26 protein-coding genes are annotated in these 22,412 nt (G+C 66.4%); all 26 read left to right on the top strand.

Going from position 1 to position 22,412, the window contains the following annotated elements; genetic code table 11:
* Window positions 1–24: 24 nt before the first annotated feature.
* The 26 genes from ACF8NF_RS03775 to hisA all read left to right on the top strand — a co-directional run bounded on the left by ACF8NF_RS03775 (window position 25) and on the right by hisA (window position 22,339).
* The gene (locus ACF8NF_RS03775) at window positions 25–576 is read left to right on the top strand and encodes a hypothetical protein (protein WP_016445568.1); all 552 of its coding nucleotides are present in this window, start codon (window positions 25–27) and stop codon (window positions 574–576) included.
* Between the two features lie 22 nt (window positions 577–598).
* Window positions 599–1,978, top strand: coding sequence for a PelD GGDEF domain-containing protein (locus ACF8NF_RS03770; protein WP_016445569.1), 1,380 nt, complete (start codon window positions 599–601; stop codon window positions 1,976–1,978).
* On the top strand, window positions 1,971–2,993 hold the full coding sequence (locus tag ACF8NF_RS03765) for a hypothetical protein (RefSeq protein ID WP_016445570.1): 1,023 nt from the start codon (window positions 1,971–1,973) through the stop codon (window positions 2,991–2,993). Before ACF8NF_RS03770 ends, ACF8NF_RS03765 begins: the two co-directional genes overlap by 8 nt.
* The gene (gene pelF / locus ACF8NF_RS03760) at window positions 2,990–4,546 is read left to right on the top strand and encodes a GT4 family glycosyltransferase PelF (protein WP_392450055.1); all 1,557 of its coding nucleotides are present in this window, start codon (window positions 2,990–2,992) and stop codon (window positions 4,544–4,546) included. Before ACF8NF_RS03765 ends, pelF begins: the two co-directional genes overlap by 4 nt.
* On the top strand, window positions 4,546–5,919 hold the full coding sequence (gene pelG, locus ACF8NF_RS03755) for an exopolysaccharide Pel transporter PelG (protein ID WP_016445572.1): 1,374 nt from the start codon (window positions 4,546–4,548) through the stop codon (window positions 5,917–5,919). Before pelF ends, pelG begins: the two co-directional genes overlap by 1 nt.
* Window positions 5,920–6,127: 208 nt before the next feature.
* Window positions 6,128–6,934, top strand: coding sequence for an amino acid ABC transporter substrate-binding protein (locus tag ACF8NF_RS03750; protein ID WP_016445573.1), 807 nt, complete (start codon window positions 6,128–6,130; stop codon window positions 6,932–6,934).
* A 131-nt stretch (window positions 6,935–7,065) separates the two neighbouring features.
* The gene (locus ACF8NF_RS03745; protein WP_012207336.1) at window positions 7,066–7,719 is read left to right on the top strand and encodes an amino acid ABC transporter permease; all 654 of its coding nucleotides are present in this window, start codon (window positions 7,066–7,068) and stop codon (window positions 7,717–7,719) included.
* Entirely contained in the window at window positions 7,700–8,488 is a 789-nt protein-coding gene (locus tag ACF8NF_RS03740) for an amino acid ABC transporter ATP-binding protein (protein ID WP_275405950.1), read from the top strand. The genes ACF8NF_RS03745 and ACF8NF_RS03740 overlap by 20 nt, the downstream gene beginning before the upstream one ends.
* Before the next feature lie 218 nt (window positions 8,489–8,706).
* Window positions 8,707–9,546, top strand: coding sequence for an ABC transporter ATP-binding protein (locus ACF8NF_RS03735; RefSeq protein ID WP_154833601.1), 840 nt, complete (start codon window positions 8,707–8,709; stop codon window positions 9,544–9,546).
* Window positions 9,543–10,325, top strand: coding sequence for a lipid asymmetry maintenance ABC transporter permease subunit MlaE (gene mlaE, locus ACF8NF_RS03730; RefSeq protein WP_016445576.1), 783 nt, complete (start codon window positions 9,543–9,545; stop codon window positions 10,323–10,325). The genes ACF8NF_RS03735 and mlaE overlap by 4 nt, the downstream gene beginning before the upstream one ends.
* A 43-nt stretch (window positions 10,326–10,368) precedes the next feature.
* Window positions 10,369–10,854, top strand: coding sequence for an outer membrane lipid asymmetry maintenance protein MlaD (gene mlaD, locus ACF8NF_RS03725; protein WP_016445577.1), 486 nt, complete (start codon window positions 10,369–10,371; stop codon window positions 10,852–10,854).
* Window positions 10,851–11,651, top strand: coding sequence for a VacJ family lipoprotein (locus ACF8NF_RS03720; protein WP_267178054.1), 801 nt, complete (start codon window positions 10,851–10,853; stop codon window positions 11,649–11,651). Before mlaD ends, ACF8NF_RS03720 begins: the two co-directional genes overlap by 4 nt.
* Before the next feature lie 115 nt (window positions 11,652–11,766).
* Window positions 11,767–12,408, top strand: coding sequence for a phospholipid-binding protein MlaC (locus tag ACF8NF_RS03715; RefSeq protein WP_016445579.1), 642 nt, complete (start codon window positions 11,767–11,769; stop codon window positions 12,406–12,408).
* A gap of 20 nt (window positions 12,409–12,428) precedes the next feature.
* On the top strand, window positions 12,429–12,716 hold the full coding sequence (locus ACF8NF_RS03710; RefSeq protein ID WP_016445580.1) for a lipid asymmetry maintenance protein MlaB: 288 nt from the start codon (window positions 12,429–12,431) through the stop codon (window positions 12,714–12,716).
* Window positions 12,717–12,789: 73 nt separating this feature from the next.
* Entirely contained in the window at window positions 12,790–13,719 is a 930-nt protein-coding gene (locus tag ACF8NF_RS03705; RefSeq protein ID WP_013800798.1) for an ABC transporter ATP-binding protein, read from the top strand.
* Window positions 13,716–14,471 (top strand): ABC transporter permease, encoded by a 756-nt coding sequence (locus tag ACF8NF_RS03700; RefSeq protein WP_016445581.1) that lies wholly within the window; start codon window positions 13,716–13,718, stop codon window positions 14,469–14,471. Before ACF8NF_RS03705 ends, ACF8NF_RS03700 begins: the two co-directional genes overlap by 4 nt.
* A gap of 126 nt (window positions 14,472–14,597) precedes the next feature.
* Window positions 14,598–14,846, top strand: coding sequence for a BolA family protein (locus tag ACF8NF_RS03695; protein ID WP_012207326.1), 249 nt, complete (start codon window positions 14,598–14,600; stop codon window positions 14,844–14,846).
* A 104-nt stretch (window positions 14,847–14,950) separates the two neighbouring features.
* Window positions 14,951–16,219, top strand: coding sequence for a UDP-N-acetylglucosamine 1-carboxyvinyltransferase (gene murA, locus ACF8NF_RS03690; RefSeq protein ID WP_016445582.1), 1,269 nt, complete (start codon window positions 14,951–14,953; stop codon window positions 16,217–16,219).
* The gene (gene hisG, locus ACF8NF_RS03685) at window positions 16,216–16,860 is read left to right on the top strand and encodes an ATP phosphoribosyltransferase (protein WP_016445583.1); all 645 of its coding nucleotides are present in this window, start codon (window positions 16,216–16,218) and stop codon (window positions 16,858–16,860) included. Before murA ends, hisG begins: the two co-directional genes overlap by 4 nt.
* Window positions 16,861–16,873: 13 nt before the next feature.
* Complete coding sequence (gene hisD / locus ACF8NF_RS03680) at window positions 16,874–18,190, top strand: histidinol dehydrogenase (RefSeq protein WP_034364866.1); 1,317 nt, start codon at window positions 16,874–16,876, stop codon at window positions 18,188–18,190.
* Window positions 18,191–18,267: 77 nt separating this feature from the next.
* On the top strand, window positions 18,268–18,573 hold the full coding sequence (locus ACF8NF_RS03675; protein ID WP_174538854.1) for a hypothetical protein: 306 nt from the start codon (window positions 18,268–18,270) through the stop codon (window positions 18,571–18,573).
* Entirely contained in the window at window positions 18,570–19,007 is a 438-nt protein-coding gene (locus tag ACF8NF_RS03670) for a PIN domain-containing protein (RefSeq protein ID WP_133072255.1), read from the top strand. Before ACF8NF_RS03675 ends, ACF8NF_RS03670 begins: the two co-directional genes overlap by 4 nt.
* Window positions 19,008–19,060: 53 nt before the next feature.
* Window positions 19,061–20,185 carry a histidinol-phosphate transaminase gene (gene hisC, locus ACF8NF_RS03665; protein ID WP_017405474.1) on the top strand — a complete coding sequence of 375 codons (1,125 nt, stop codon included), beginning with the start codon at window positions 19,061–19,063 and terminating at the stop codon, window positions 20,183–20,185.
* Window positions 20,182–20,787, top strand: coding sequence for an imidazoleglycerol-phosphate dehydratase HisB (gene hisB / locus ACF8NF_RS03660; protein WP_016445588.1), 606 nt, complete (start codon window positions 20,182–20,184; stop codon window positions 20,785–20,787). Before hisC ends, hisB begins: the two co-directional genes overlap by 4 nt.
* Window positions 20,788–20,868: 81 nt before the next feature.
* Window positions 20,869–21,537: an imidazole glycerol phosphate synthase subunit HisH gene (hisH, locus tag ACF8NF_RS03655; protein WP_017405475.1), complete on the top strand. Its 669-nt coding sequence runs from the start codon at window positions 20,869–20,871 to the stop codon at window positions 21,535–21,537.
* A 61-nt stretch (window positions 21,538–21,598) separates the two neighbouring features.
* Window positions 21,599–22,339 (top strand): 1-(5-phosphoribosyl)-5-[(5-phosphoribosylamino)methylideneamino]imidazole-4-carboxamide isomerase, encoded by a 741-nt coding sequence (hisA, locus tag ACF8NF_RS03650; protein WP_016445590.1) that lies wholly within the window; start codon window positions 21,599–21,601, stop codon window positions 22,337–22,339.
* Window positions 22,340–22,412 lie beyond the last annotated feature (73 nt).

Genomic DNA, 22,412 nt, shown 5'->3' with positions numbered 1-22,412 from the left:
CCGAAGACTTCAAGGAGCCTTTCCATGACACACCGCACTTCTTTTGCCTCCCGCCTTCGCGTGCTCACGGGTATGGCCCTTGTCGGCCTGCTGTCTGCCTGCTCGACCATCGACCGGGGCACGGCGCCCGCTCTGGAGACGAACGCCAGCTGGGCCGTGCTGCCCTTCGAGAACCACACCGAGACACCCATGGCCGGCAACCGCGCCGCCGCCATCGCCACGGCGCTGATCAATGCGCGCGGCGTGGGCCAGGTCAAGCGCTACACGGGCGATGCGCTGCAGGAGACGCTGTTCGACGGCCGCGACGCCAAGCGCCGCGAGGACGCCCTGGCCTGGGCGCGCGGCGAAGGCGTGCGCTATGCGCTGACGGGCGCGGTGGACGAATGGCGCTACAAGGTCGGAGTGGATGGCGAACCGGCCGTGGGCGTGACGCTGGAGATCGTGGACGTGGGCACCGGCGCCACCGTGTGGAGCGGCGCGGGCGCGCAAAGCGGCTGGAGCCGCGAGGCCCTGGCCGCCGTGGGCCAGAAGCTGATCCGCAATCTGCTGGGCACGGGCCTGGCCAACGCCCGATAAGCGCATCGAGGAACGATTTTCCATGCCAGACCAAGCCACCACGCCCAAGGCGGCACCGCATCCCGATGCACCGCGCCGAGCCGGCATTGCCGCGGAATTCAGGGGTTCGCCCCTGGGCCTGCTTGTGCAGACAAGCGCCAAGCCCTGGGTGGTGGTGGGAGAGACGCTGCTTTTGCCGTTGCTGGCCCTGTTGGTCGGCATGTGGGCCAACCCCGCCAATCCCCTGTGGGTGGAGGCGGAGTTTCCCTGGGCCTGGCTGGCGCCCGTGGTCGTGGCCCTGCGCTACGGGCCCGTTGCCGGCCTGTCGGCGTCCGGTGTGCTGCTGCTGGCATGGCTGGGCGTCAACCAGCGGGATCTGTCGCTGTTTCCCGAACAGTATTTCCTGGGCGGCCTGATCCTGGTCATGGTCGTGGGCGAAATCTCCAGCCTGTGGCGCGCGCGCATACGCCGTGCGCGCACGGCGCAGAACTACATGGACCAGCGCACCGAGCAGCTGATCCGCCAGCATTACCTGCTGCGCTTGTCGCATGACCGCCTCGAGCAGGAGCTCATAGGCCGTCCCGTGTCCATGCGCGACGCCATCAACGTGCTCAGCGGCCTCAGCGGCGCCGAGGGCGATGCGCAAAGCCTGCTCAACCTGCTGGCGCGCTTCAGCCAGATCAGCGTGGCCAGCCTGGTGCCCGTGCGCAACGATGTGCTGGACCCCACGCCCATTGCCCAGCTGGGCGGCGAGCGGCCCATCCATGTCCATGACCCGCTGGTGCGCCAGGCGCTGGACAGCCATGTGCTGTGCCATATCTCGCAAAGCATGGCGCAAGGCCAGCAGACGCAGTACATCGTCGTGGCGCCCATGCTGGACCTGGAAGGCGAGATCTACGGCCTGCTGCTGGTCGAGGAAATGCCTTTCTTCGCACTGCAGGAAGAAGCGCTGCAGACCATCAACCTGCTGCTGGGCTACTACACCGACAGCGTGGCCGCCAACAGCCTGGCCGCACCGCTGCTGCAGGCCTATCCCGACTGCCCGCCGCACTTCGCCTTCGAGGTGCAGCGCATGGAGCATGTGAACCGCAGCGCGCGCCTGAGCAGCGTGGTGGTGGCGCTGGAGCTGTCGCCATCGGCCGTCCAGGCGCAGATGGCCCAGCAGATCATGCGGCTGGAGCGCATGCTGGACCGCTCCTGGCTGCAGGAGCGCGATGGCCGGCAGCTGCTGGCCATCTTCATGCCGCTGGGCACCAACGCCACGGCCGAGGGCTACCTGAACCGCATCGAGGCCTGGCTGGCCCAGCGCGGCGTGGCCTCGCTGGCCGATGCGGGCATCTTCCCGCGCACCATCTTGCTGGACCGCTGCTCGGCCATCAGCGTGCTGGAGCGGCTGCACCAGATGGGGCAGGGCCATGCTTAACCTCAAGCTGGCCCTGGGCGCGCTGGCCGCGGAAATCGCCTCCTGGAGCAGCCTGTGGCTGCTGCGCAGCCAGTCGGATGCCGCCCTGCTGGGCTATCTCATGGCCCATGGATTGGCCAGCGGCCTGCTGGCGCTGTGCCTGGCGCCGTTCCTGGCCACCTCGGCCAGGTCGGTGCGCCAGCGCCTGGCCCTGGTGGCGCTGATGGGGCTGTTTGCCTATGCCGTGCCGGTGGCCGGCATCCTGGGCGCCGTCGTGGCCACCATTGCGCTGCACACGCAGCGCGGCCCGCGCGGTGGCCAGCGCTTTCCGGTGATGCCCCTGCCCGATTTCGACCCGCACCAGCAGTCCGGCACCAGCCGCCGCCAGGCGGGCCTGCAGTCCTTCCTGGCCAATCCCAATGTGCCCGTCGCCTCGCGCATGCGGGCCATGGTGGCGCTGGGCAGCGTGCCGGGGCGCATTGCCTCGCCCATGCTGCGCACGGCGCTGGGCGATTCCAGCGAGGACCTGCGCCTGCTGGCCTACAGCATGCTGGACGCCAAGGAGCGCGAGATCAGCAAGACCATCCACCAGGAGCTTCAGCTGTTCGAGCATGCCCGCCAGTCCGAGGGCGATGCGCCCTGCGGGCCGCGCGGACTGCAGGCGGCTCGGGCGCTCACCGACCTGTATGCGGAGCTGGTCTACCAGGGCGTGGCGCAGGGCGATGTGCGTGACCACGCCATCCAGCAATCCCTGCACTACTGCGACCTGGTGCTGGCCCAGCGGCCCGACAACGCGCTGCTGCTGTTGCGCCGTGGCCGGCTGTTGCATCTGCAGGGCAGGCAGGTGGAGTCGCTGGCCTGCTACGAGCGCTCGCTGGCGCTGGGCATGGAGCCCGCGCGCGTCGTGCCCTACCAGGCCGAGCTGCTGTTCGAGCGGCGCGAGTTCGCCAAGGCGCAGGCGCTGATGCGATCGCTGGACATCGAGCATGCCCTGCCGCGCCTGAAGCCCAGCATCCGCTACTGGAGTGCCTCATGAGCCGTGCGAGCCAGTTCCCCACGGCTGCCAGTGCGGACATCGCGCTGCTGCTGGAGGGCACGTTTCCCTATGTCAGCGGCGGCGTGTCCAGCTGGGTCAACCAGATCCTGCAGGCCTATCCCGAGCACCGCTTCGCCATCGTCTTCCTGGGAAGCCGGCGCGAGGACTATGGCGATTTCCGCTACGCGCTGCCGCCCAACGTGGTGCACTTCGAGCAGCATTTCCTTTTTGACGCCCTGCACTCCAACATCCAGCCCGCGCCCTCGCGCGGCCATCCCGAAGCCCTGGCCAAGGCCCGGGAGTTCCTGCAAGCGCTGGAGGCGCATGACGGCAGTGACGAAAGCCGGGCCAAGGTGCTGGCGGCCATGCGCTCGATTGCGCTGGAACTGCAGCCCGGCGGCAGCCTGCCGCTGGAGGATTTCCTGCACAGCGAATTCGCCTGGGACCTGATCCGCGACAGCTACCGGCGCCACTGCACCGATCCATCGTTCGTGGACTTCTTCTGGACCGTGCGCATCATGCTGCAGCCGCTGTGGCTGATGGCGCGCATCGCCCACGGGCTGATTCCGGTGCGCGTGCTGCATACGGTCTCCACGGGCTATGCGGGGTTTCTGGGGGGGCTGCTGCACCATTCGCGCGGCCTGCCGCTGGTGCTGTCCGAGCATGGCATCTATACCAAGGAGCGGCAGATCGACCTGCTGCAGAGCACCTGGATCCGCGACAACCGCAACATCTTCCAGCGCGACCCCATGGAGGTGTCGTTCTTCCGGCAGATGTGGATACGGTTTTTCGACTGGATGGGGCGCTTTTGCTATGGCGCGGCCGATCCCATCATTGCGCTGTACGAGAACAACCGCCTGCGCCAGGTGGCCGATGGCGCGGCGGCAGAGCGCACGGTCAGCATTCCCAACGGCATCCGCATAGAGCGCTTTGCGCCGCTGCGCGCCCAGCGGCCGGCCGAGACGCCGCCCGTGCTGTGCCTGATCGGCCGCGTTGTGCCCATCAAGGACATCAAGACCTTCATCCGCGCCATGCGCCGCGTGGTCAACCGGATGCCCCAGGCCCAGGCCTGGGTGGCCGGCCCCACGGCCGAAGACCCGGCCTATGCCGATGAATGCCAGAACCTCGTGGACAGCCTGGGCCTGCAGGCCAACGTCCGCTTTCTGGGCATGCAGAAGGTGGAGGAGTTGCTGCCCACGGTGGGCGTGGTCGTGCTGTCGTCCATCAGCGAGGCGTTGCCCCTGGTGATTCTCGAAGCACAGGCCGCCGGCGTGCCCGTGGTCAGCACCGACGTGGGCTCGTGCCGCCAGCTCATCGACGGGCTGGGGCCCGAGGACCAGGCCCTGGGCTCGTGCGGGCGCGTGGTCGGCATTGCCAACCCCGAGGCACTGGCCGATGCCTGCCTGGAGCTGCTGGCATCGCCCGGGCAATGGCAGGCCGCCAGCGCGGCCGGGATTGCGCGCGTGGAGCGCTACTACTCCGACCGGCTGCTGTTCGAGCGCTACAGGCAGGTCTATGACAGGGCGCTGCAACAGTCCGAGGAAAAACACTGATGGCCGGCATTGGATTCGAACTGCGCCACCTGCTGCGCAAGAACACGCTGACCAGCGTGCTCCAGGCCTACGCCTATGCGGGCGTCATCGGCTCGGGGCCGTGGGTGTTCTCCATCATCGGCATCCTGCTGGTGGGGGTGTTCAGCGTCAGCGTGGTGGCGCCGCCGCTGCTGGTCACGCAGTTCCAGACCTCGGTTACCTACCTGGTGGCCAGCAGCCTGATCCTGACCGGGGCGGCGCAGCTGGCATTCACGCGCTTTGTCTCGGACCAGCTGTTCCTCAAGAAGGACGAGAGCATCCTGCCCAACCTGCATGGCCTGCTGCTGGTCGTGGTGGCCACTGCCAGCGCGCTGGGCACGCTGGCGCTTTTCGTGGTGCTGCCGGGCCAGGGCCTGCTGTACCGCGTGCTGATGCTGGCGGGCTTCACGCTGATGTGCGTGGTCTGGGTCATGACCGTGCTGCTGTCGGGCCTCAAGCACTACCGGGCCATTGCCGGGCTGTTCGGCGCCACCTACCTGCTCATCGTGCTGCTGGCGCTGCCGCTGCGGTACTGGGGGCTGGAAGGGCTGCTGGCCAGCTTCGTGATCGGCCACGTGCTGCTGCTGGCCGGCATGTGGCTGATCGTGCTGCGCAGCTTTCCGCTGCAAAAGCGCTGGATCGCCTTTGACTTCACGCAGCGCTCGCTGATCTTTCCGGCGCTGATCGCCATCGGCGTGCTCTACAACCTGGGCATCTGGATCGACAAGTTCATGTTCTGGTACTACCCGCCGACCTCGCAGCAGATCATCGGCGGGCTCAGGGCCTCGCTGATCTACGACCTGCCGGTGTTCCTGTCGTACCTGTCCATCATTCCGGGCATGGCGGTCTTTCTGGTGCGCATCGAGACCGACTTCGTCGAGTACTACGACAAGTTCTTCGATGCCGTGCGCGGCGGTGGATCGCTCGAGTACATCGAGTCCATGCGCAACGAAATGGTCTACGCCATCCAGGCGGGCCTGGGCGAGATCGCCAAGGTGCAGACGCTGGCCGTTCTCGTCACCCTGGTGGCCGGACCGGCCATCCTGCAGTTGCTGGGCATCTCCCAGCTGTACCTGCCGCTGCTGCATGTGCAGGTGGTCGGCGCCGGGCTGCAGGTGGGCGTGATGGCCGTGCTCAACGTGTTCTTCTATCTGGACGAGCGGCGCATCGTCTTCATGCTGTGCCTGCTGCTGGTGGTGCTGAACATCGCCTTCACGGGCATTTCGCTGGCGCTGGGCGCCGCGTTCTATGGCTACGGCTTTTGCCTGGCCATGCTGGTGACGCTGTGCGTGGGCCTGTTCATGCTCTCGCGCGAACTCAACCGGCTCGAGTACAAGACCTTCATGCTGCAGTGACCGGCAGGCATCTCTCGCCCTTTGCCGATTTGCACGGTCTTGATCCAGCGTGTTGGCGGGGGGCGCCGGTCTGCGCGACAATACGGGATTCGGCGCCGGCACCCAACCGAGACAAAGGTTCCGCCAAGGAACCATTCATTACAACGATTGCGCACCTTGCGTGCAGCGGCCGCCGCCTTTCGCTTTTTCCACTCCAAAGCTTTAAGCCATGAAAAAACGCACCCTCTTGGCCATGGTGGCCCTGTCTGCACTGCTGGCAGCCTGCGGCAAGAACGAGTCCGCATCGACCGCCGCCGCGCCGGTTGCCGCCCCCGTGCCGGCAGCCATGACCAAGTTGGTGATCGGCCTGGACGACAACTTCCCGCCCATGGGCTTTCGTGACGACAAGAACGAGATCGTCGGCTTCGACATCGACATGGCGCGTGAAGCCGCCAAGCGCATGAACGTGGAGGTGGACTTCAAGCCCATCGACTGGAGCGCCAAGGAGGCCGAGCTGGTCGGCAAGCGCGTCGACGCGCTGTGGAACGGCCTGACCATCACCGAAGAGCGCAAGAAGAACATCGCCTTCACCGCGCCCTACATGGAGAACCACCAGATCATCATCGTGCGCGCCGACTCCGACATCAAGGACAAGGCTGGCCTGGCCGGCAAGGTCGTGGGCGCGCAGGATGGCAGCTCGGCCGTGGACGCCATCAAGAAGGACGCCGCCGTGGCCGCCAGCTTCAAGGACCTGAAGACCTTCGGCGACAACATCACCGCGCTGATGGACCTGTCGGCCGGCCGCCTGGACGCCGTCGTGGTCGACGAGGTCGTGGGGCGCTTCCACGTGGCCAAGAAGGCTGGCGAGTACCTGGTGCTCGAGGACAACTTCGGCACCGAGGACTACGGCGTGGGCCTGCGCAAGGAAGACACTGAAGTTCTGGGCAAGCTCGAAGCCGCGCTGGCCGAGATGAAGAAGGACGGCAAGGCCGCCGAAATCGCCTCCAAGTGGTTCGGCAAGGACATCATCAAGTAAATCCGGCACACCATGCGACCGGCAAGGCCAGCCTGGCATTGCCGGTCTTTTGCGTTCTGGGACGCACGCGCCCGTGGCTGCCCGGATCCTGCCGATGCCGGCGGGGCCGCGCACCGCACTGAGGCCATTCGATGGAATATGTAATCTCGCTCATGGGGCCGCTGTCCGCCGGCGCCCTGGTCACCCTCAAGCTCTTCGTCATCACCCTGGCGCTGTCCATTCCCCTGGGACTGTCGCTGGCGCTGATGCGCATCTCCCGCTTTCCCGCCCTGAGCCGGCTGGTCGGCGGCTACATCTGGCTGATGCGCGGCACGCCGCTGATGCTGCAGATGCTGTTCATCTACTTCGCGCTGCCCTTCGTGCCCGTGATCGGCGTGCGCCTGCCCGATTTCCCGGCCGCCGTGGTCGCCTTCGCGCTGAACTACGCCGCCTACTTCGCCGAAATCTTCCGCGCGGGCATCCAGTCCGTGGACCGCGGCCAGTACGAGGGCGCCAAGGTGCTGGGCATGAGCTACGGCCAGACCATGCGCCGCATCATCCTGCCGCAGATGTGGGCGCGCATCATCCCGCCTGTGAGCAACGAGACCATCACCCTGGTCAAGGACACCTCGCTCATCTACGTGCTGGCCCTGAACGATCTGCTGCGCGCGGCGCGCGGCATCGTGCAGCGCGATTTCACCATCACGCCCTTCGTGGTGGCCGCAGGCTTCTATCTGGTCATGACTCTCGTGTTGACCTGGATCTTCCAATACCTAGAAAAACGCCATGCCAAATACGACGCGTGATAACGCGCCCGAGACCATGATCTCGGCGCAGAACATCTGCAAGGGCTTTGGCGGCGTGCCGGTGCTGCGCGGCGTTTCGCTGGAGCTGGCGCGTGGCGAGGTGGTGGCCATCATCGGTCCCTCGGGATCGGGCAAGAGCACCTTTTTGCGCTGCCTCAACCACCTGGAGACCATTGACAGCGGCCGTGTCGCCGTTGAAGGCGAAGTGCTGGTGGACAGTGGCGCCGACGGCCGCGCCCACTACGTGCCCGAGGCGCAGATCCGCCAGATCGGCCGCAAGATGGGCATGGTGTTCCAGTCCTTCAACCTGTTCCCGCACCTCACGGTGCTGGAGAACGTCATCGAGGCGCCCATCATCGTCAAGGGCCTCAGGCGCGAGCAGATCGTGCCCAAGGCCGAGGCGCTGCTGCACAAGGTGGGCCTGCTGGAAAAGCGCGATGCCTATCCCAACCGTCTGTCGGGCGGGCAAAAGCAGCGCGTGGCCATTGCCCGGGCCCTGGCCATGGAGCCCGACATCCTGCTGTTCGACGAGCCCACCTCCGCGCTGGACCCCGAGCTGACCGGCGAGGTGCTGCGCACCATGCGCGAGCTGGCGCAGGAGCACATGACCATGCTGGTCGTGACCCACGAGATGGGCTTTGCCCGTGAAGTGGCCAATCGCGTGATCTTCATGGACAAGGGGGAGATCGTCGAGCAAGGCCCTGCGGAAGCATTCTTTGCGGCGCCGCAGCACACGCGGACCCAGGCATTCCTGCAGAACATGTTGTAAAAAAACATCTGTCCAGTCCGGATTTTCCCCAGGTCCAGAGAGCGTGCAACGCTTGTGTAGCAAGCAAAGCATGCTCTTTTTTTTATGGCGGTTTCTGCCATGACTTTTTGAGAAACATACACGGATGTATGTTTATCTCGGGCGGTGGTGAGCAAGCAGCGGCACCTGTCTGCACAATAGCGGGCTTGCCTGCGAACATTTATCGACCGCACCACAGCATGATCCCAACCGCCTCTTTCGTGGAGTTGCGCAACGTCACCTTCGGCTATGGCGAGCGTGTGATCCTGCGCGACCTGTCGCTGCAGGTGCCGCGCGGCAAAGTCACGGCCCTGATGGGCGCATCGGGCGGGGGCAAGACCACCGTGCTGCGCCTGATCGGCGGCCAGCAGCATGCCCAGCAGGGGCAGGTGCTGTTCGATGGCAAGGACGTCACCACCATGGACGCCGCGGGCCTGTACGCTGCGCGCCGGCGCATGGGCATGCTGTTCCAGTTCGGCGCCCTGTTCACCGACATGAGCGTGTTCGACAACGTGGCCTTCCCGCTGCGCGAGCACACCGACCTTCCCGACGAACTGGTGCGCGACATCGTGCTCATGAAGCTGCATGCCGTGGGTCTGCGCGGTGCGCGCGACCTCATGCCCAGCGAGATATCGGGCGGCATGGCCCGCCGCGTGGCGCTGGCGCGGGCCATTGCACTGGACCCCGAACTGGTCATGTACGACGAGCCCTTCGCCGGGCTGGACCCCATTTCCCTGGGCACCGCTGCCCAACTGATCCGAGAACTCAACGACGCCATGGGCCTGACCTCCATCCTGGTGTCCCATGACGTGGAGGAAACCTTCCATGTGGCCGACCATGTCGTCATCCTGGGCAACGGCGGTGTCGCCGCCCAGGGCTCGCCCGAGGAAGTCAAGGCCAATCCCGATCCGCTGGTGCAGCAGTTCATCCACGCACGCGCCACCGGCCCCGTACCCTTCCATTACCCCGGCGTGAGTGCCGAAGAGGATTTCGGCACGCCTGAAAGCCCGGTCAAGGCCAGCGGCCGGAGGCGCGCATGAACCGGCTGCATCCCGCTCGCATAGGCGCGGCCGTGCGCCACCAGTTGACCCAGCTGGGCATGGGCACCCGCCTGTTCGGCCGCCTGCTCGCGCTGATGGGGCCGGCGCTGGGCAGGCCGCGGCTGATTGGCGACCAGATCCATTTCCTGGGCAACTATTCGCTGGCCATCATCGGCGTGTCCGGCCTGTTCGTCGGTTTCGTGCTGGGCCTGCAGGGCTACTACACCCTGCAGCGCTACGGCTCGGCCGAGGCGCTGGGCCTGCTGGTGGCGCTGTCCCTGGTGCGCGAGCTCGGCCCCGTCGTCACGGCGCTGCTGTTTGCCGGCCGTGCCGGCACGGCGCTGACGGCCGAGATCGGCCTCATGAAGGCCGGCGAGCAGTTGTCGGCCATGGAAATGATGGCTGTGGACCCCGTGCGCCGCATCCTGGCGCCGCGCTTCGTGGCCGGCCTGATCGCCATGCCGCTGCTGGCCGCTGTCTTCAGCGCCGTCGGCGTGATCGGCGGCTGGCTGGTGGGCGTGGTCATGATCGGCGTCGATGGCGGTGCCTTCTGGGGCCAGATGCAAAACGGCGTGGACTGGTGGTATGACCTGGGCAACGGCGTTCTCAAGAGCCTGGTGTTCGGCGTGGCGGTGACCTTCATCGCGCTGCTGCAGGGCTATGCAGCCAAGCCCACGCCCGAAGGCGTGTCCCGCGCGACCACGCGCACGGTGGTGATGGCCTCGCTGGCCGTGCTGGGGCTGGACTTCCTGCTCACGGCCACGATGTTCAGCCTTTGACCCGGCACCGAAGCCACCCCCGCAAAACAAGGAAAAACAAACCATGCAGCAATCCAAGAGTGATGTCTGGGTCGGACTGTTCGTGCTGATCGGCGCTGCGGCGCTGGTGTTCCTGGCGCTGCAGTCGGCCAACCTGCTGAGCCTGAGCTTCCAGAAAACCTACACGCTGACCGCGCGCTTCGACAACATCGGCGGACTCAAGCCCAAGGCGGCCGTGCGCAGCGCGGGCGTCGTCGTGGGCCGCGTGGAATCCATCACCTTCGACGATCAGGTCTTTCAGGCCAGCGTGACCATGGCCATGGAAAACCGCTACGCGTTTCCCAAGGACAGTTCCCTGAAGATCCTGACCAGCGGCCTGCTCGGCGACCAGTACATCGGCATCGAAGCCGGCGCAGATGACCACAACCTCAAGGATGGCGACCGCGTCGTCGCAACCCAGTCGGCCGTTGTGCTGGAAAATCTGATCGGACAGTTCCTCTACGGCAAGGCCGAGCAGGGTGGCAGCTCCGGTGCAGGAGGCAAAGAATGACAACCAACCATGAACAGGCGACCGCGGGTCGCCCTGCAGTCCAGGCAGCATCCTGGCAGCGCGCAGCCATGCTGGGCACATTGGCCGCCGCTTCGCTGCTCGCCGGCTGCGCCACCGCGCCGGGCGAGGCCCGCAATCCCCAGGACCCGTTCGAGCCGTTCAACCGCAGCGTCTACTCGTTCAACGACGGCCTGGACCGTGCCGTCCTGAAGCCGGTGGCCACGGTCTACCGCGACGTCACTCCGCGTCTGGCCCGCGATGGCGTGAGCAATTTCTTCTCCAACCTCAGCGATGTCTGGTCCTTCGTGAACAACGCGCTGCAGGGCCAGGCCGAAGGCGCCTACAACTCCGTCGTGCGGTTCTCGGTGAATACGGTCTTCGGCCTGGGCGGCTTGCTCGACATCGCCAGCGAGGCCGGCATCGAGCGCCAAAAGCAGGACTTCGGCCAGACCCTGGGTCGCTGGGGCGTGCCCACCGGGCCGTACCTGGTGCTGCCGCTGCTGGGCCCGTCCACGGTGCGTGACACTGCGGCTCTTCCGGTGGATGCCTGGGGCAACCCCATGTCGGCGATCAACGACATCCCGGTTCGCAACAGCCTGTATGTGCTGCGACTGGTGGATACACGTGCCCGCCTGCTCAATGCCTCCGACACGCTGGACTCCGTCGCGCTCGACCGCTACAGCCTGACGCGCGATGTCTACCTGAACCTGCGGCGTGGCAAGTCGGGTGATGACGGTCGCATCGAGGATTACGACGACGATGCCGGCAAGCTGCCACCCGAAGACGGCGCGAAGTAAGCAGTTCGTAACATCCCGAGATGAAAAACGGCCGCTGCCTGACATGGCGCGGCCGGAAAAATGTGCAATATCAACCCGGTCCGGGGCATGAGGCCCTGCTGGGAAAGGAAGAGTGATGATCAATCGACGTGCCTGGAGCGCTGCCGCTGCAGCCATGCTGGCCATGGGAACCCTTGGCGCGGCACTGCCGGCCCGCGCAGCCGGCGAGACCCCCGATGCGCTGATCAAGCGTGTCTCCACCGACGTGCTGGAAACCATCAAGAAGGACCCCTCGCTGCGCGAGGGCGATGTCTCCAAGGTCAATGCGCTGGTCAATGACAAGGTCATGCCGTATGTGAATTTCCGCCGCATGACCTCCGCCTCGGTGGGGCCGGCCTGGCGCCAGGCCACGCCTGCGCAGCGCGAGAAGCTGGAGACCGAGTTCAAGGCCCTGCTGATCCGCACCTATTCGGGCGCGCTGACGCAGGTCAGCAACCAGACCATCAACGTCAAGCCCCTGCGCGCGGCAGCCGGCGACACCGATGTGCTGGTGCGCACCGAAGTGCTGGGCCGCGGCGAGCCCGTGCAGCTGGACTACCGGCTCGAGAAGTCCGGCGACGGCTGGAAGATCTACAACCTGAACGTGCTGGGCGTGTGGCTGGTGGAAACCTACCGCAACCAGTTCAGCCAGGAAATCAATGCCCGCGGCATCGACGGCCTGATCGAGACCCTGGCCACGCGCAGCAAGATGCCGGCCACGCCGCCCTCCAAGGGCTGACAGCCGCGGACGCACGCGCCATGCTGCAGCTCCCCCGTGAACTGACCTACCGCCAGGCGCGCAGCTGTCTCGTGCAGCTGCGGCCCCAGGTGCAGGCCTTCGATGGCGCCCAGGTGCGTGTCGATGCCAGCGGTGTCGAGGTCTTCGACTCGTCCGCACTGGCCGTGCTGCTGGCCTGCCGCCGCACCGCGAAGGCGGCAGACAAGCAATTGGTGGTCGTGGGCCTGCCGCAGGGCCTGCAGTCCATGGCAGCGCTGTATGGCGTCGACGGGCTGCTGGCCGACACGGCCGCATCCTCCCCCTCCTGAGCCGGCGCAGCGCGCCGCTGCAAAGAGCCCTGCAAGGCAGGTTTGGCTGCAAGGGCCTAGAATCGCGCCTCGCATGTCTGCCGTCTCATTCCAATCCATCTCCAAGACCTACCAGACCCCCAAGGGGGCCTTCCAGGCGCTCAACCACGTGAGTCTGGACATCGAGGAGGGCGAGTTCTTCGGCCTGCTCGGTCCCAATGGCGCTGGCAAGACCACGATGATCAGCATCCTGGCCGGCCTGTCGCGCGCCACCAGCGGCCGCGTGCTGGTCCAGGGCAGCGACGTGCATGCCGACTACTCGGCTGCCCGGCGCAAGCTGGGCATCGTGCCGCAGGAGCTGGTCTTCGATCCCTTCTTCAATGTGCGCGAGGCGCTGCGCTTTCAGTCCGGCTATTTCGGCGTCAGGAACAATGACGACTGGATCGACGAACTGCTGCACAGCCTGGGGCTGACCGACAAGGCCAATTCCAACATGCGCCAGCTGTCCGGCGGCATGAAGCGCCGCGTGCTGGTGGCCCAGGCGCTGGTGCACAAGCCGCCCATCATCGTGCTCGACGAGCCCACGGCCGGCGTGGACGTGGAGCTGCGCCAGACGCTGTGGCACTTCATCGCGCGCCTGAACCGCGAAGGCCATACCGTGCTGCTCACCACCCACTACCTGGAAGAGGCCGAGGCGCTGTGCAGCCGCGTGGCCATGCTCAAGCAGGGCAACATCGTCAAGCTCTCGACCATGTCGGATCTGCTCAAGTCCGCCTCCTCCAACGTGCTGCAGTTCAAGACCGATACCGCCTTGCCGCCGGCCCTGGCCGCGCGTGCCCGGGTGACCGGCCGCATCGTGCAGATACCCGCCAACGACGCCAGCGATGTGGAGCGCCTGCTCGCCGCGCTGCGCGAGGGCTCCGTCGTGCCCGAGGACGTGGAAATCCGCCGTGCCGATCTGGAGGATGTCTTCATCCATGTGATGAATGAGCAGGGACAGACTTCGCAGGGAGCTTCGGCATGAACGGCTGGCAGACCCTGCTCAAGAAGGAAGTGCTGCGTTTCTGGAAGGTCAGCTTCCAGACCGTGGCCGCACCCGTGCTCACGGCCGTGCTCTATCTGCTGATCTTCGGCCATGTGCTCGAAGGCCGGGTGCTGGTGTACGACCGCATCAGCTACACGGCCTTCCTGATCCCTGGCCTGGTGATGATGAGCGTGCTGCAGAACGCCTTCGCCAACAGCTCCTCCAGCCTGGTACAGAGCAAGATCATGGGCTCCATGGTCTTCGTGCTGCTCACGCCGCTGTCGCACTGGGCCTGGTTCGGGGCCTATGTGGGAGCGTCGGTGCTGCGCGGGCTGCTGGTGGGCGCGGGCGTGTTCGTCGTCACGCTGTACTTCGCCATTCCCGAATTCACGGCGCCGCTGTGGATTCTGGTCTTCGGCCTGCTGGGCGCGGCGCTGCTGGGCACGCTGGGCGTGATCGCCGGCCTGTGGGCCGACAAGTTCGACCAGATGGCGGCCTTTCAGAACTTCCTGATCATGCCCATGACGTTCCTGTCGGGCGTGTTCTATTCGATCCAGTCCCTGCCGCCTTTTTGGCAAAAAGTCAGCCATCTGAACCCGTTTTTCTACATGATCGACGGTTTCCGCTACGGCTTCTTCGGCCAGAGCGACGTATCGCCCTGGGTCAGCCTGGCCATCGTCGGCTCGGCCTGGCTGGCAGTGAGTGCCCTGGCCGTGCATCTGCTGCGCATCGGCTACAAGATCCGCGGCTGAGGTTTTTCCTCAGGCTGCGGCGGGCGCTGTGCCGGCATTTTCGAACCCACCCATGAACAGGCGGCCGGCGCCCGGCGCCGCCGCCAACCAAGGCCATGCCGCGATGCATGGCAGGAAAGCTTCCCCATGACTGCAGACCAACTCAAGGAACTGATCGCCACCGGCCTGCCTTGCGAACACATTGCGCTGGAAGGCGACGGACGGCACTGGTTTGCCACCATCGTCTCGGCCCAATTCGAGGGCCAGCGCCTGCTGCAGCGCCAGCGCCTGGTCTACGCCACGCTGGGCCAGCGCATGCATACCGACGAGGTCCATGCGCTGTCCATGAAGACCTACACGCCCGCCGAGTGGGCTGCCCAGGCCGGCCAGGCCTGAGCGCACAGCCCGGTCACGACGCCTCAGACTTTCTGCCGCAACTGGTCGATACGGCCCGTGCGGCATCTCCTTTTTCCCGATTTCCAGATTCAAGTCTGTCAGCCATGGACAAACTCCTGATTCGCGGTGGCCGAGCGCTGCATGGCGAGGTGACGGTCTCCGGCGCCAAGAATGCCGCCCTGCCCGAGCTGTGCGCCGCGCTGCTGTCGTCCGAGCCCGTCACCCTGCGCAATGTGCCGCGCCTGCAGGACGTGGCCACCATGCTCAAGCTCATCCGCAACATGGGTGTCGGCGCCGAGCACGATGACAGCGGCACCGTGCGCATCCACGCCGGCTCGCTGTCCAACCCCGAGGCACCCTACGAACTGGTCAAGACCATGCGCGCCTCGGTCCTGGCCCTGGGCCCGCTGCTGGCCCGATTCGGCCAGGCCCGCGTGTCGCTGCCCGGCGGCTGCGCCATCGGCTCGCGCCCCGTGGACCAGCACATCAAGGGCCTGCAGGCCATGGGTGCCGAGATCGTTGTCGAGAACGGCTACATGCACGCGTGCCTGCCCGGGCATCTCAAGCGCCTGCAGGGCGCCCGCATCACCACCGACATGGTGACGGTCACGGGCACCGAGAACTTCCTGATGGCCGCCGTGCTGGCCGAAGGCGAGACGGTGCTGGAAAACGCCGCCATGGAGCCCGAGATCGGCGACCTGGCCGAAATGCTCATCAAGATGGGCGCAAGGATCGAAGGGCACGGCACCAGCCGCATCGTCATCCAGGGCGTGGAGCGGCTGAGCGGCTGCGAGCACCAGGTGGTGGCCGACCGCATCGAGGCCGGCACCTTCCTGTGCGCCGTGGCGGCCACGGGCGGCGAGGCGCTGCTGCGCAATGGCCGTGCCGACCACCTGGGCGCGGTCATCGACAAGCTCAAGGACGCTGGGGCCGAAGTGTCCGCCGAGGAGGGCGGCATCCGCGTGCGCGCTGCCGGCAAGCTCAAGGCCCAGAGTTTCCGCACCACCGAGTACCCGGGTTTTCCCACCGACATGCAGGCGCAGTTCATGGCGCTGAACCTGGTGGCCGAAGGCTGCAGCATGGTCACCGAGACCATCTTCGAGAACCGCTTCATGCACGTCGACGAGATGCTGCGCCTGGGCGCGCAGATCACCACCGACGGACGCGTGGCCACCATCACCGGCAGCCAGTCGCTGTCGGGCGCGGCCGTCATGGCCACCGACCTGCGCGCTTCGGCCAGCCTGGTCATCGCCGGCCTCGTGGCCAAGGGCGAGACCCTGGTCGATCGCATCTATCATCTGGACCGCGGCTACGATCGCATGGAAGACAAGCTGCGCGGCCTGGGTGCCGACATCGAAAGAGTTTCCCAATGACCATCACGATTGCCCTGTCCAAGGGCCGCATCTACGACGAAACCGTGCCGCTGCTGGCCGCTGCCGGCATCTCGGTCACCGAAGACATTGAAAAGTCGCGCAAGCTGATCTTCGAGACCAACCAGAGCCACGTGCGCGTGGTGCTGGTGCGCGCCTCCGACGTGCCGGTCTACGTGCAGTACGGCGGCGCCGACCTCGGCGTGGCCGGCCTGGACTCGCTGATCGAGCATGGTGCCCAGGGCCTGTACCAGCCCCTGGACCTGAAGATCGCGCGCTGCCGCGTCAGCGTCGCCGTGCGCAACGGCTTCGACTACGCGCTGGCCGTCAAGCAGGGCGCCCGTCTGCGCATCGCCACCAAGTATCCCGAGATCGCGCGCAACTTCTTCGCCACCAAGGGCGTGCACGTGGACATGGTCAAGCTCTACGGCTCCATGGAACTGGCCCCGCTGACCGGCATGGCCGACGCCATCGTCGACTTGGTGTCCACCGGCAACACGCTCAAGGCCAATGACCTGGTCGAGGTCGAGCCCATCATGGAGATCAGCTCGCGCCTGGTGGTCAACCAGGCCTCGCTCAAGCTCAAGCAGGCCCCTCTGCGCAAGATCATCGATGCCTTCGCATCGGCCATTCCCCAAGACTGAAGCCCTCTGCACCATGGAATACCAAGCCGCTCCCGCCCGCCTGTCCACGCTTGACGCCAACTTCGAACACGATTTTGCGCAGCGCCTGCATTGGTCGGCGGACACGGACGCGGCCATCGAGCAGCGCGTGGCCGACATCCTGGCCGATGTGCAAAAGCGCGGCGATGCGGCCGTGCTGGAGTACACGGCGCGTTTTGACGGATTGCAGGTGGACGGCATGGCAGCGCTGGAGCTGACGCAGGCCGAGCTCAAGGCCGCCTTCGACAGCCTGGGCGACGAGCAGCGCGATGCGCTGACGGCCGCTGCCCAGCGCGTGCGCACCTACCACGAGGCACAAAAGCGCGCCAGCGGCGAGAGCTGGAGCTACCGCGACGCCGATGGAACCCTGCTGGGCCAGAAGGTCACGCCGCTGGATCGCGTGGGCATCTATGTGCCCGGCGGCAAGGCCGCCTATCCGTCCAGCGTGCTGATGAATGCCATTCCCGCCCATGTGGCTGGCGTGCAGGAAATCATCATGGTCGTGCCCACGCCGCGCGGCGAGAAGAACGCCCTGGTGCTGGCGGCTGCCTATGTGGCGGGCGTCACGCGCGGCTTCACCATCGGCGGTGCCCAGGCCGTGGCGGCCCTGGCCTACGGCACGGCCACCATCCCCAAGGTGGACAAGATCACCGGCCCCGGCAATGCCTATGTGGCCAGCGCCAAGAAGCGGGTGTTCGGCACCGTGGGCATCGACATGATTGCCGGCCCCAGTGAAATCCTGGTGCTGGCCGACGGCAGCACGCCGCCCGACTGGGTGGCCATGGACCTGTTCAGCCAGGCCGAGCATGACGAGCTGGCGCAAAGCATTCTGCTGTGCCCCGATGCCGACTACATCGCCGCCGTCCAGCGCGAGATCGACCGCCTGCTGCCCGAGATGCCGCGGCGCGCCATCATCGCCAAGAGCCTGAGCGACCGGGGTGCCCTCATCCTCACGCGCGACATGCAGGAGGCCTGCGCCATCAGCAACCGCATCGCGCCCGAGCACCTGGAAGTCTCCAGCAACGATCCCCACCAGTGGGAGCCGCTGCTGCGCCATGCAGGCGCCATCTTCCTGGGGGCCTACACCAGCGAGAGCCTGGGCGACTACTGTGCCGGCCCCAACCATGTGCTGCCCACCAGCGGCACGGCGCGCTTTTCCTCGCCGCTGGGGGTCTATGACTTCCAGAAGCGGTCCAGCCTCATCGAGGTCAGCGAGCAGGGCGCCCAGACCCTGGGCCGCATCGCCTCGGTGCTGGCGCATGGCGAAGGCCTGCAAGGCCATGCGCGCGCTGCCGAAATGCGCCTGAAGTAGACACTCGCTTCCTGCTGGACGAAGGCGCCGTCACCGAAAGGGGCGGCGCTTTTTGCTGCCTGAACGCTAGAGCAAGTATGTCAAGAATCGACACGAAATCAGTGGAGCACGAATTTCGTGTAGACTTGCACCCTGTGAAGAACCTCACCATCACCGTCGAAGACAGCGTGCTCGAATGGGCACGCATCGAGGCCGCGCGCCGCGGCACCAGCGTCTCGCGCATGGTGGGCGACTTCATGGCCGAGATGCAGCGCCGCGAGGACGCCTACGAGCGCGCCTACCTGGCCTGGCGCACCGACGAGCGCGGCTGGGACGGCGGCCAGCCGTCATCCACGCAGCCCGCCCAGCGCAGTGCCGCGCTGCGCCGCGAGGGCCAGGCATGAACACCGTCTTCGTCGATACCTCCGTGCTGGTCGCTGCCGAAGACACGGGGCAGGGCGCCTTGCATGCCGCCGTGCTGCAGTGGCTGGACCTGCTGTGGCGCACGCGCAGCGGGCGCACCGGCAGTCAGTCGCTGTGCGAGTTCTATGAACAGGTCACCACGGCCGCCCAGCCTTTGCCGCAGGGCGATGCGCGCGCCGCCATCCGCCGCTACCAGACCTGGACGCCCTGGAAGACCGATGCCGCCACGCTGGAGACCGCCTGGGCCGTGCAATCGCGCCACCAGCTGGCCTTTGGCGACTGCCTGGCCGTGGCCTGCGCCCAGCACAGCGGCTGCGAGCAGATGCTGACCCTGCACCTGCCGCACGGCGCCCAGTTCGGCGGCGTCGCCATGGTGCACCCGCTGCACCAGGCGCCGCAGCAGCAGCAGGCCTGAGCGGCTTCGCTGATGGATTTCTTCCCCCACTGACTCGTGAAAGTGTGCATGCCATGACAGCTTCCATTCCGCAGGTTCAGGCCCTCGCCCTGGAGCGCATCCGCGCCGATGTCCGCTCCATGCATGCCTACCATGTGCAGCCCTCACAAGGCCTGCTCAAGATGGACACGATGGAGAACCCCTTCCGCCTGCCGCCCGAGCTGCAGGCCGCGCTGGGCGAGCGCCTGGGCCGGCTGGAGATCAACCGCTACCCTGGCGAGCGCCAGGAAGTGCTCAAGGACATGCTGGCCCGCTACGCGCAGGCGCCGGCCGGCAGCGCCGTACTGCTGGGCAATGGCTCGGACGAGATCATCACGCTGCTGGCCCTGGCCTGTGCCCAGCCCCACGCCGAGGGCCGCGCCACCATGCTGGCGCCCATGCCGGGCTTCGTCATGTATCCCATGAGCGCCAGGCTGCAGGGCCTGGACTTTGTGGGGGTCGACCTGACGGCCGACTTCGAGCTGGACGTGCCCGCCATGCGCGCCGCCATTGCCGAGCACCGCCCCGCCATCACCTATATCGCCTATCCCAACAATCCCACGGCCACGCTCTGGGCCGAGGCCGATGTGCAGGCCGTGATCGACGCGGTCGGCGCCATCGGCGGCCTGGTCGTCATGGACGAGGCCTACCAGCCCTTCGCCCGCCGCAGCTGGGCAGAGAACATGCGCGCCGACCCGGCCCGCAACGCCCATGTGCTGCTGATGCGCACGCTCAGCAAGTTCGGCCTGGCCGGTGCGCGCCTGGGCTACCTGATCGGCCCGGCCGCCATCGTCGGCGAGATCGACAAGGTGCGCCCGCCCTACAACATCAGCGTGCTCAACTGCGAGACGGCCATCTTCGCGCTGGAGCACGAGGCGCTGTATGCGCAGCAGGCCGTGGCCATCCGCGCCGAGCGCCAGCCGCTGATCGACGCGCTGACCGCGCTGCCGGGTGTGGAAAAGATCTGGCCATCCGAGGCCAACATGGTCTTGCTGCGCGTGCGCGATGCCGCGCGTGCCCAGGCCGAGATGAAGGCCCGGGGCGTGCTGGTGAAGAACGTCAGTGCCATGCACCCGCTGCTGGCCAATTGCCTGCGCCTGACCGTGGGCACCCACGAAGAAAACGCCCAGATGCTGGCGGCCCTGAAGGAATCCCTATGAGCAATGCAGTCCCCGCACGCACCGCCGAAGTGCAGCGCAACACCGCCGAGACCCGGATCAAGGTCGCCATCAACCTGGACGGCACGGGCAAGGCCAGCCTGCACTCGGGCATCGGCTTTCTGGACCACATGCTCGACCAGATCGCGCGCCATGGCCTGATCGACCTGGACATCGAGTGCGAGGGCGACCTGCACATCGACGGCCACCACACGGTGGAGGACATCGGCATCACCCTGGGCCAGGCCTTTGCCAAGGCCGTGGGCGACAAGAAGGGCATCCGCCGCTACGGCCACGCCTATGTGCCGCTGGACGAGGCCCTGAGCCGCGTGGTCATCGATTTCTCGGGCCGTCCCGGGCTGCATATGGACGTGAAATTCACGGCCGGCAGCATCGGTCAGCTCGACACCCAGCTGGTCTACGAATTCTTCCAGGGCTTCGTCAACCATGCGGGCGTGACCCTGCACATCGACAACCTCAAGGGCTTCAATGCCCACCACCAGTGCGAGACCATCTTCAAGGCCTTCGCACGCGCCCTGCGCTTTGCGCTGGAGCATGACGAGCGCATGGCCGGCGTCATCCCCTCGACCAAGGGCGCTCTGTAAAGAGAAGCGATTGGCATCGGCCAGAACTTGATCTGACCGGGCAATCCCGCCGAAAATCCGACAGAACACGCGCCACACGCTATGAGTTTGACTGACAACACCGTCGCCGTCGTCGATTACGGCATGGGCAATCTGCGCTCGGTTTCACAGGCCGTGCGCACGGCCGCCGCCGATTCCGGCTGGCAGGTCGTTGTGACCTCCGATCCCGAGGTGGTCCTGGCCGCCGACCGCGTCGTGCTGCCGGGCCAGGGCGCCATGCCCGACTGCATGCGCGAGCTGCGCGAATCCGGCCTGCAGGAAGCCGTGCTGCATGCCGCTGCCAACAAGCCCCTGTTCGGCGTCTGCGTGGGCATGCAGATGCTGCTGGACCACAGCGACGAAGGTGACGTGCCCGGCCTGGGCCTCATCCCCGGCAACGTGCGCAAGTTCGATCTGGCGGGCCGCACCCAGGCCGATGGCAGCCGCTTCAAGGTTCCGCAGATGGGCTGGAACCGCGTGCACCAGACGCACAACGCCGGCCATGCCCACCCGCTGTGGCGTGGAATTCCCGAAGACAGCTTCTACTACTTCGTGCACAGTTTCTATGCCGTGGTGCAGCAGCCGCAGCATTGCGCTGCGCAGGCCGACTACGGCGGGCGCTTTGCCTGCGCCATCGCGCGCGATAATATTTTCGCCACGCAGTTTCACCCCGAAAAAAGCGCTGACCAGGGCCTGGCCCTGTTCCGCAACTTTCTGGGCTGGAAGCCCTGAATCCCCTTTTCTTCCCCGCACCGGCCGCTGAATCCCAGGCCTTCATTGCTCGCAAACCATCATGCTGCTCATTCCTGCCATCGACCTCAAGGACGGCCACTGCGTACGCCTCATCCAGGGTGATATGGACCAGTCGACCACGTTCGGCGAAGACCCGGCCATCATCGCCCGCCGCTGGCTCGACGCCGGCGCGCGCCGCCTGCACCTGGTGGACCTCAATGGCGCGTTTGCGGGCCAGCCCAAGAACCTTGCGGCCATCAAGGCCATCCTCAAAGAGGTGGACGGCCGGATTCCGGTGCAGCTCGGCGGAGGCATCCGTGACCTGGATACCATCGAGAAATACATAGATGCCGGCATCAGCTACGTGATCATCGGCACCGCTGCCGTGAAGAACCCCGGCTTTCTGCAGGACGCCTGCAGCGCCTTCGGCGGCCATGTGATCGTCGGGCTCGACGCCAAGGACGGCAAGGTCGCCATCGACGGCTGGAGCAAGCTCACGGGCCAGGACGTGCATTCGGTGGCCAAGCGCTTCGAGGACTGGGGCGTGGAGTCCATCATCTACACCGACATCGGCCGCGACGGCATGCTCACGGGCATCAACATCGATGCCACCGTCAATCTTGCCCAATCGCTGAAGATCCCCGTCATCGCCTCGGGTGGCCTGGCGGGCATGGCCGACATCGAGGCGCTGTGCAAGGTCGAGGACGAAGGCATCGAGGGCGTGATCTGCGGTCGCGCCATCTACTCGGGCGATCTCGACTTCGCCGCAGCGCAGGCTCGCGCCGACGAACTCACGGCCTGAGCGGCCTGCGCCTTCTCGATATTCGCGGGCGCCTGTCCCTGACAGGCGCCCGCGCTGCATTCAGCGCCGGGGT

Origin of the sequence: Delftia sp. WSY_22 (assembly GCF_043104185.1) — a bacterium.
In the GTDB taxonomy this organism is placed as follows: Bacteria; Pseudomonadota; Gammaproteobacteria; order Burkholderiales; family Burkholderiaceae_C; genus Comamonas; species Comamonas tsuruhatensis.
Note: the sequence above shows the minus strand (reverse complement) of the source record. Positions and strands in the feature narration are given on the sequence as shown.

What these genes read in the sequence shown, in the direction of transcription:
- ACF8NF_RS03775 (WP_016445568.1), top strand. Translation starts at nt 25, where the DNA reads ATGACACACCGCACTTCTTTTGCCTCCCGCCTTCGCGTGCTCACGGGT.
- ACF8NF_RS03770 (WP_016445569.1), top strand. Translation starts at nt 599, where the DNA reads ATGCCAGACCAAGCCACCACGCCCAAGGCGGCACCGCATCCCGATGCA.
- ACF8NF_RS03765 (WP_016445570.1), top strand. Translation starts at nt 1,971, where the DNA reads ATGCTTAACCTCAAGCTGGCCCTGGGCGCGCTGGCCGCGGAAATCGCC.
- pelF (WP_392450055.1), top strand. Translation starts at nt 2,990, where the DNA reads ATGAGCCGTGCGAGCCAGTTCCCCACGGCTGCCAGTGCGGACATCGCG.
- pelG (WP_016445572.1), top strand. Translation starts at nt 4,546, where the DNA reads ATGGCCGGCATTGGATTCGAACTGCGCCACCTGCTGCGCAAGAACACG.
- ACF8NF_RS03750 (WP_016445573.1), top strand. Translation starts at nt 6,128, where the DNA reads ATGAAAAAACGCACCCTCTTGGCCATGGTGGCCCTGTCTGCACTGCTG.
- ACF8NF_RS03745 (WP_012207336.1), top strand. Translation starts at nt 7,066, where the DNA reads ATGGAATATGTAATCTCGCTCATGGGGCCGCTGTCCGCCGGCGCCCTG.
- ACF8NF_RS03740 (WP_275405950.1), top strand. Translation starts at nt 7,700, where the DNA reads ATGCCAAATACGACGCGTGATAACGCGCCCGAGACCATGATCTCGGCG.
- ACF8NF_RS03735 (WP_154833601.1), top strand. Translation starts at nt 8,707, where the DNA reads ATGATCCCAACCGCCTCTTTCGTGGAGTTGCGCAACGTCACCTTCGGC.
- mlaE (WP_016445576.1), top strand. Translation starts at nt 9,543, where the DNA reads ATGAACCGGCTGCATCCCGCTCGCATAGGCGCGGCCGTGCGCCACCAG.
- mlaD (WP_016445577.1), top strand. Translation starts at nt 10,369, where the DNA reads ATGCAGCAATCCAAGAGTGATGTCTGGGTCGGACTGTTCGTGCTGATC.
- ACF8NF_RS03720 (WP_267178054.1), top strand. Translation starts at nt 10,851, where the DNA reads ATGACAACCAACCATGAACAGGCGACCGCGGGTCGCCCTGCAGTCCAG.
- ACF8NF_RS03715 (WP_016445579.1), top strand. Translation starts at nt 11,767, where the DNA reads ATGATCAATCGACGTGCCTGGAGCGCTGCCGCTGCAGCCATGCTGGCC.
- ACF8NF_RS03710 (WP_016445580.1), top strand. Translation starts at nt 12,429, where the DNA reads ATGCTGCAGCTCCCCCGTGAACTGACCTACCGCCAGGCGCGCAGCTGT.
- ACF8NF_RS03705 (WP_013800798.1), top strand. Translation starts at nt 12,790, where the DNA reads ATGTCTGCCGTCTCATTCCAATCCATCTCCAAGACCTACCAGACCCCC.
- ACF8NF_RS03700 (WP_016445581.1), top strand. Translation starts at nt 13,716, where the DNA reads ATGAACGGCTGGCAGACCCTGCTCAAGAAGGAAGTGCTGCGTTTCTGG.
- ACF8NF_RS03695 (WP_012207326.1), top strand. Translation starts at nt 14,598, where the DNA reads ATGACTGCAGACCAACTCAAGGAACTGATCGCCACCGGCCTGCCTTGC.
- murA (WP_016445582.1), top strand. Translation starts at nt 14,951, where the DNA reads ATGGACAAACTCCTGATTCGCGGTGGCCGAGCGCTGCATGGCGAGGTG.
- hisG (WP_016445583.1), top strand. Translation starts at nt 16,216, where the DNA reads ATGACCATCACGATTGCCCTGTCCAAGGGCCGCATCTACGACGAAACC.
- hisD (WP_034364866.1), top strand. Translation starts at nt 16,874, where the DNA reads ATGGAATACCAAGCCGCTCCCGCCCGCCTGTCCACGCTTGACGCCAAC.
- ACF8NF_RS03675 (WP_174538854.1), top strand. Translation starts at nt 18,268, where the DNA reads ATGTCAAGAATCGACACGAAATCAGTGGAGCACGAATTTCGTGTAGAC.
- ACF8NF_RS03670 (WP_133072255.1), top strand. Translation starts at nt 18,570, where the DNA reads ATGAACACCGTCTTCGTCGATACCTCCGTGCTGGTCGCTGCCGAAGAC.
- hisC (WP_017405474.1), top strand. Translation starts at nt 19,061, where the DNA reads ATGACAGCTTCCATTCCGCAGGTTCAGGCCCTCGCCCTGGAGCGCATC.
- hisB (WP_016445588.1), top strand. Translation starts at nt 20,182, where the DNA reads ATGAGCAATGCAGTCCCCGCACGCACCGCCGAAGTGCAGCGCAACACC.
- hisH (WP_017405475.1), top strand. Translation starts at nt 20,869, where the DNA reads ATGAGTTTGACTGACAACACCGTCGCCGTCGTCGATTACGGCATGGGC.
- hisA (WP_016445590.1), top strand. Translation starts at nt 21,599, where the DNA reads ATGCTGCTCATTCCTGCCATCGACCTCAAGGACGGCCACTGCGTACGC.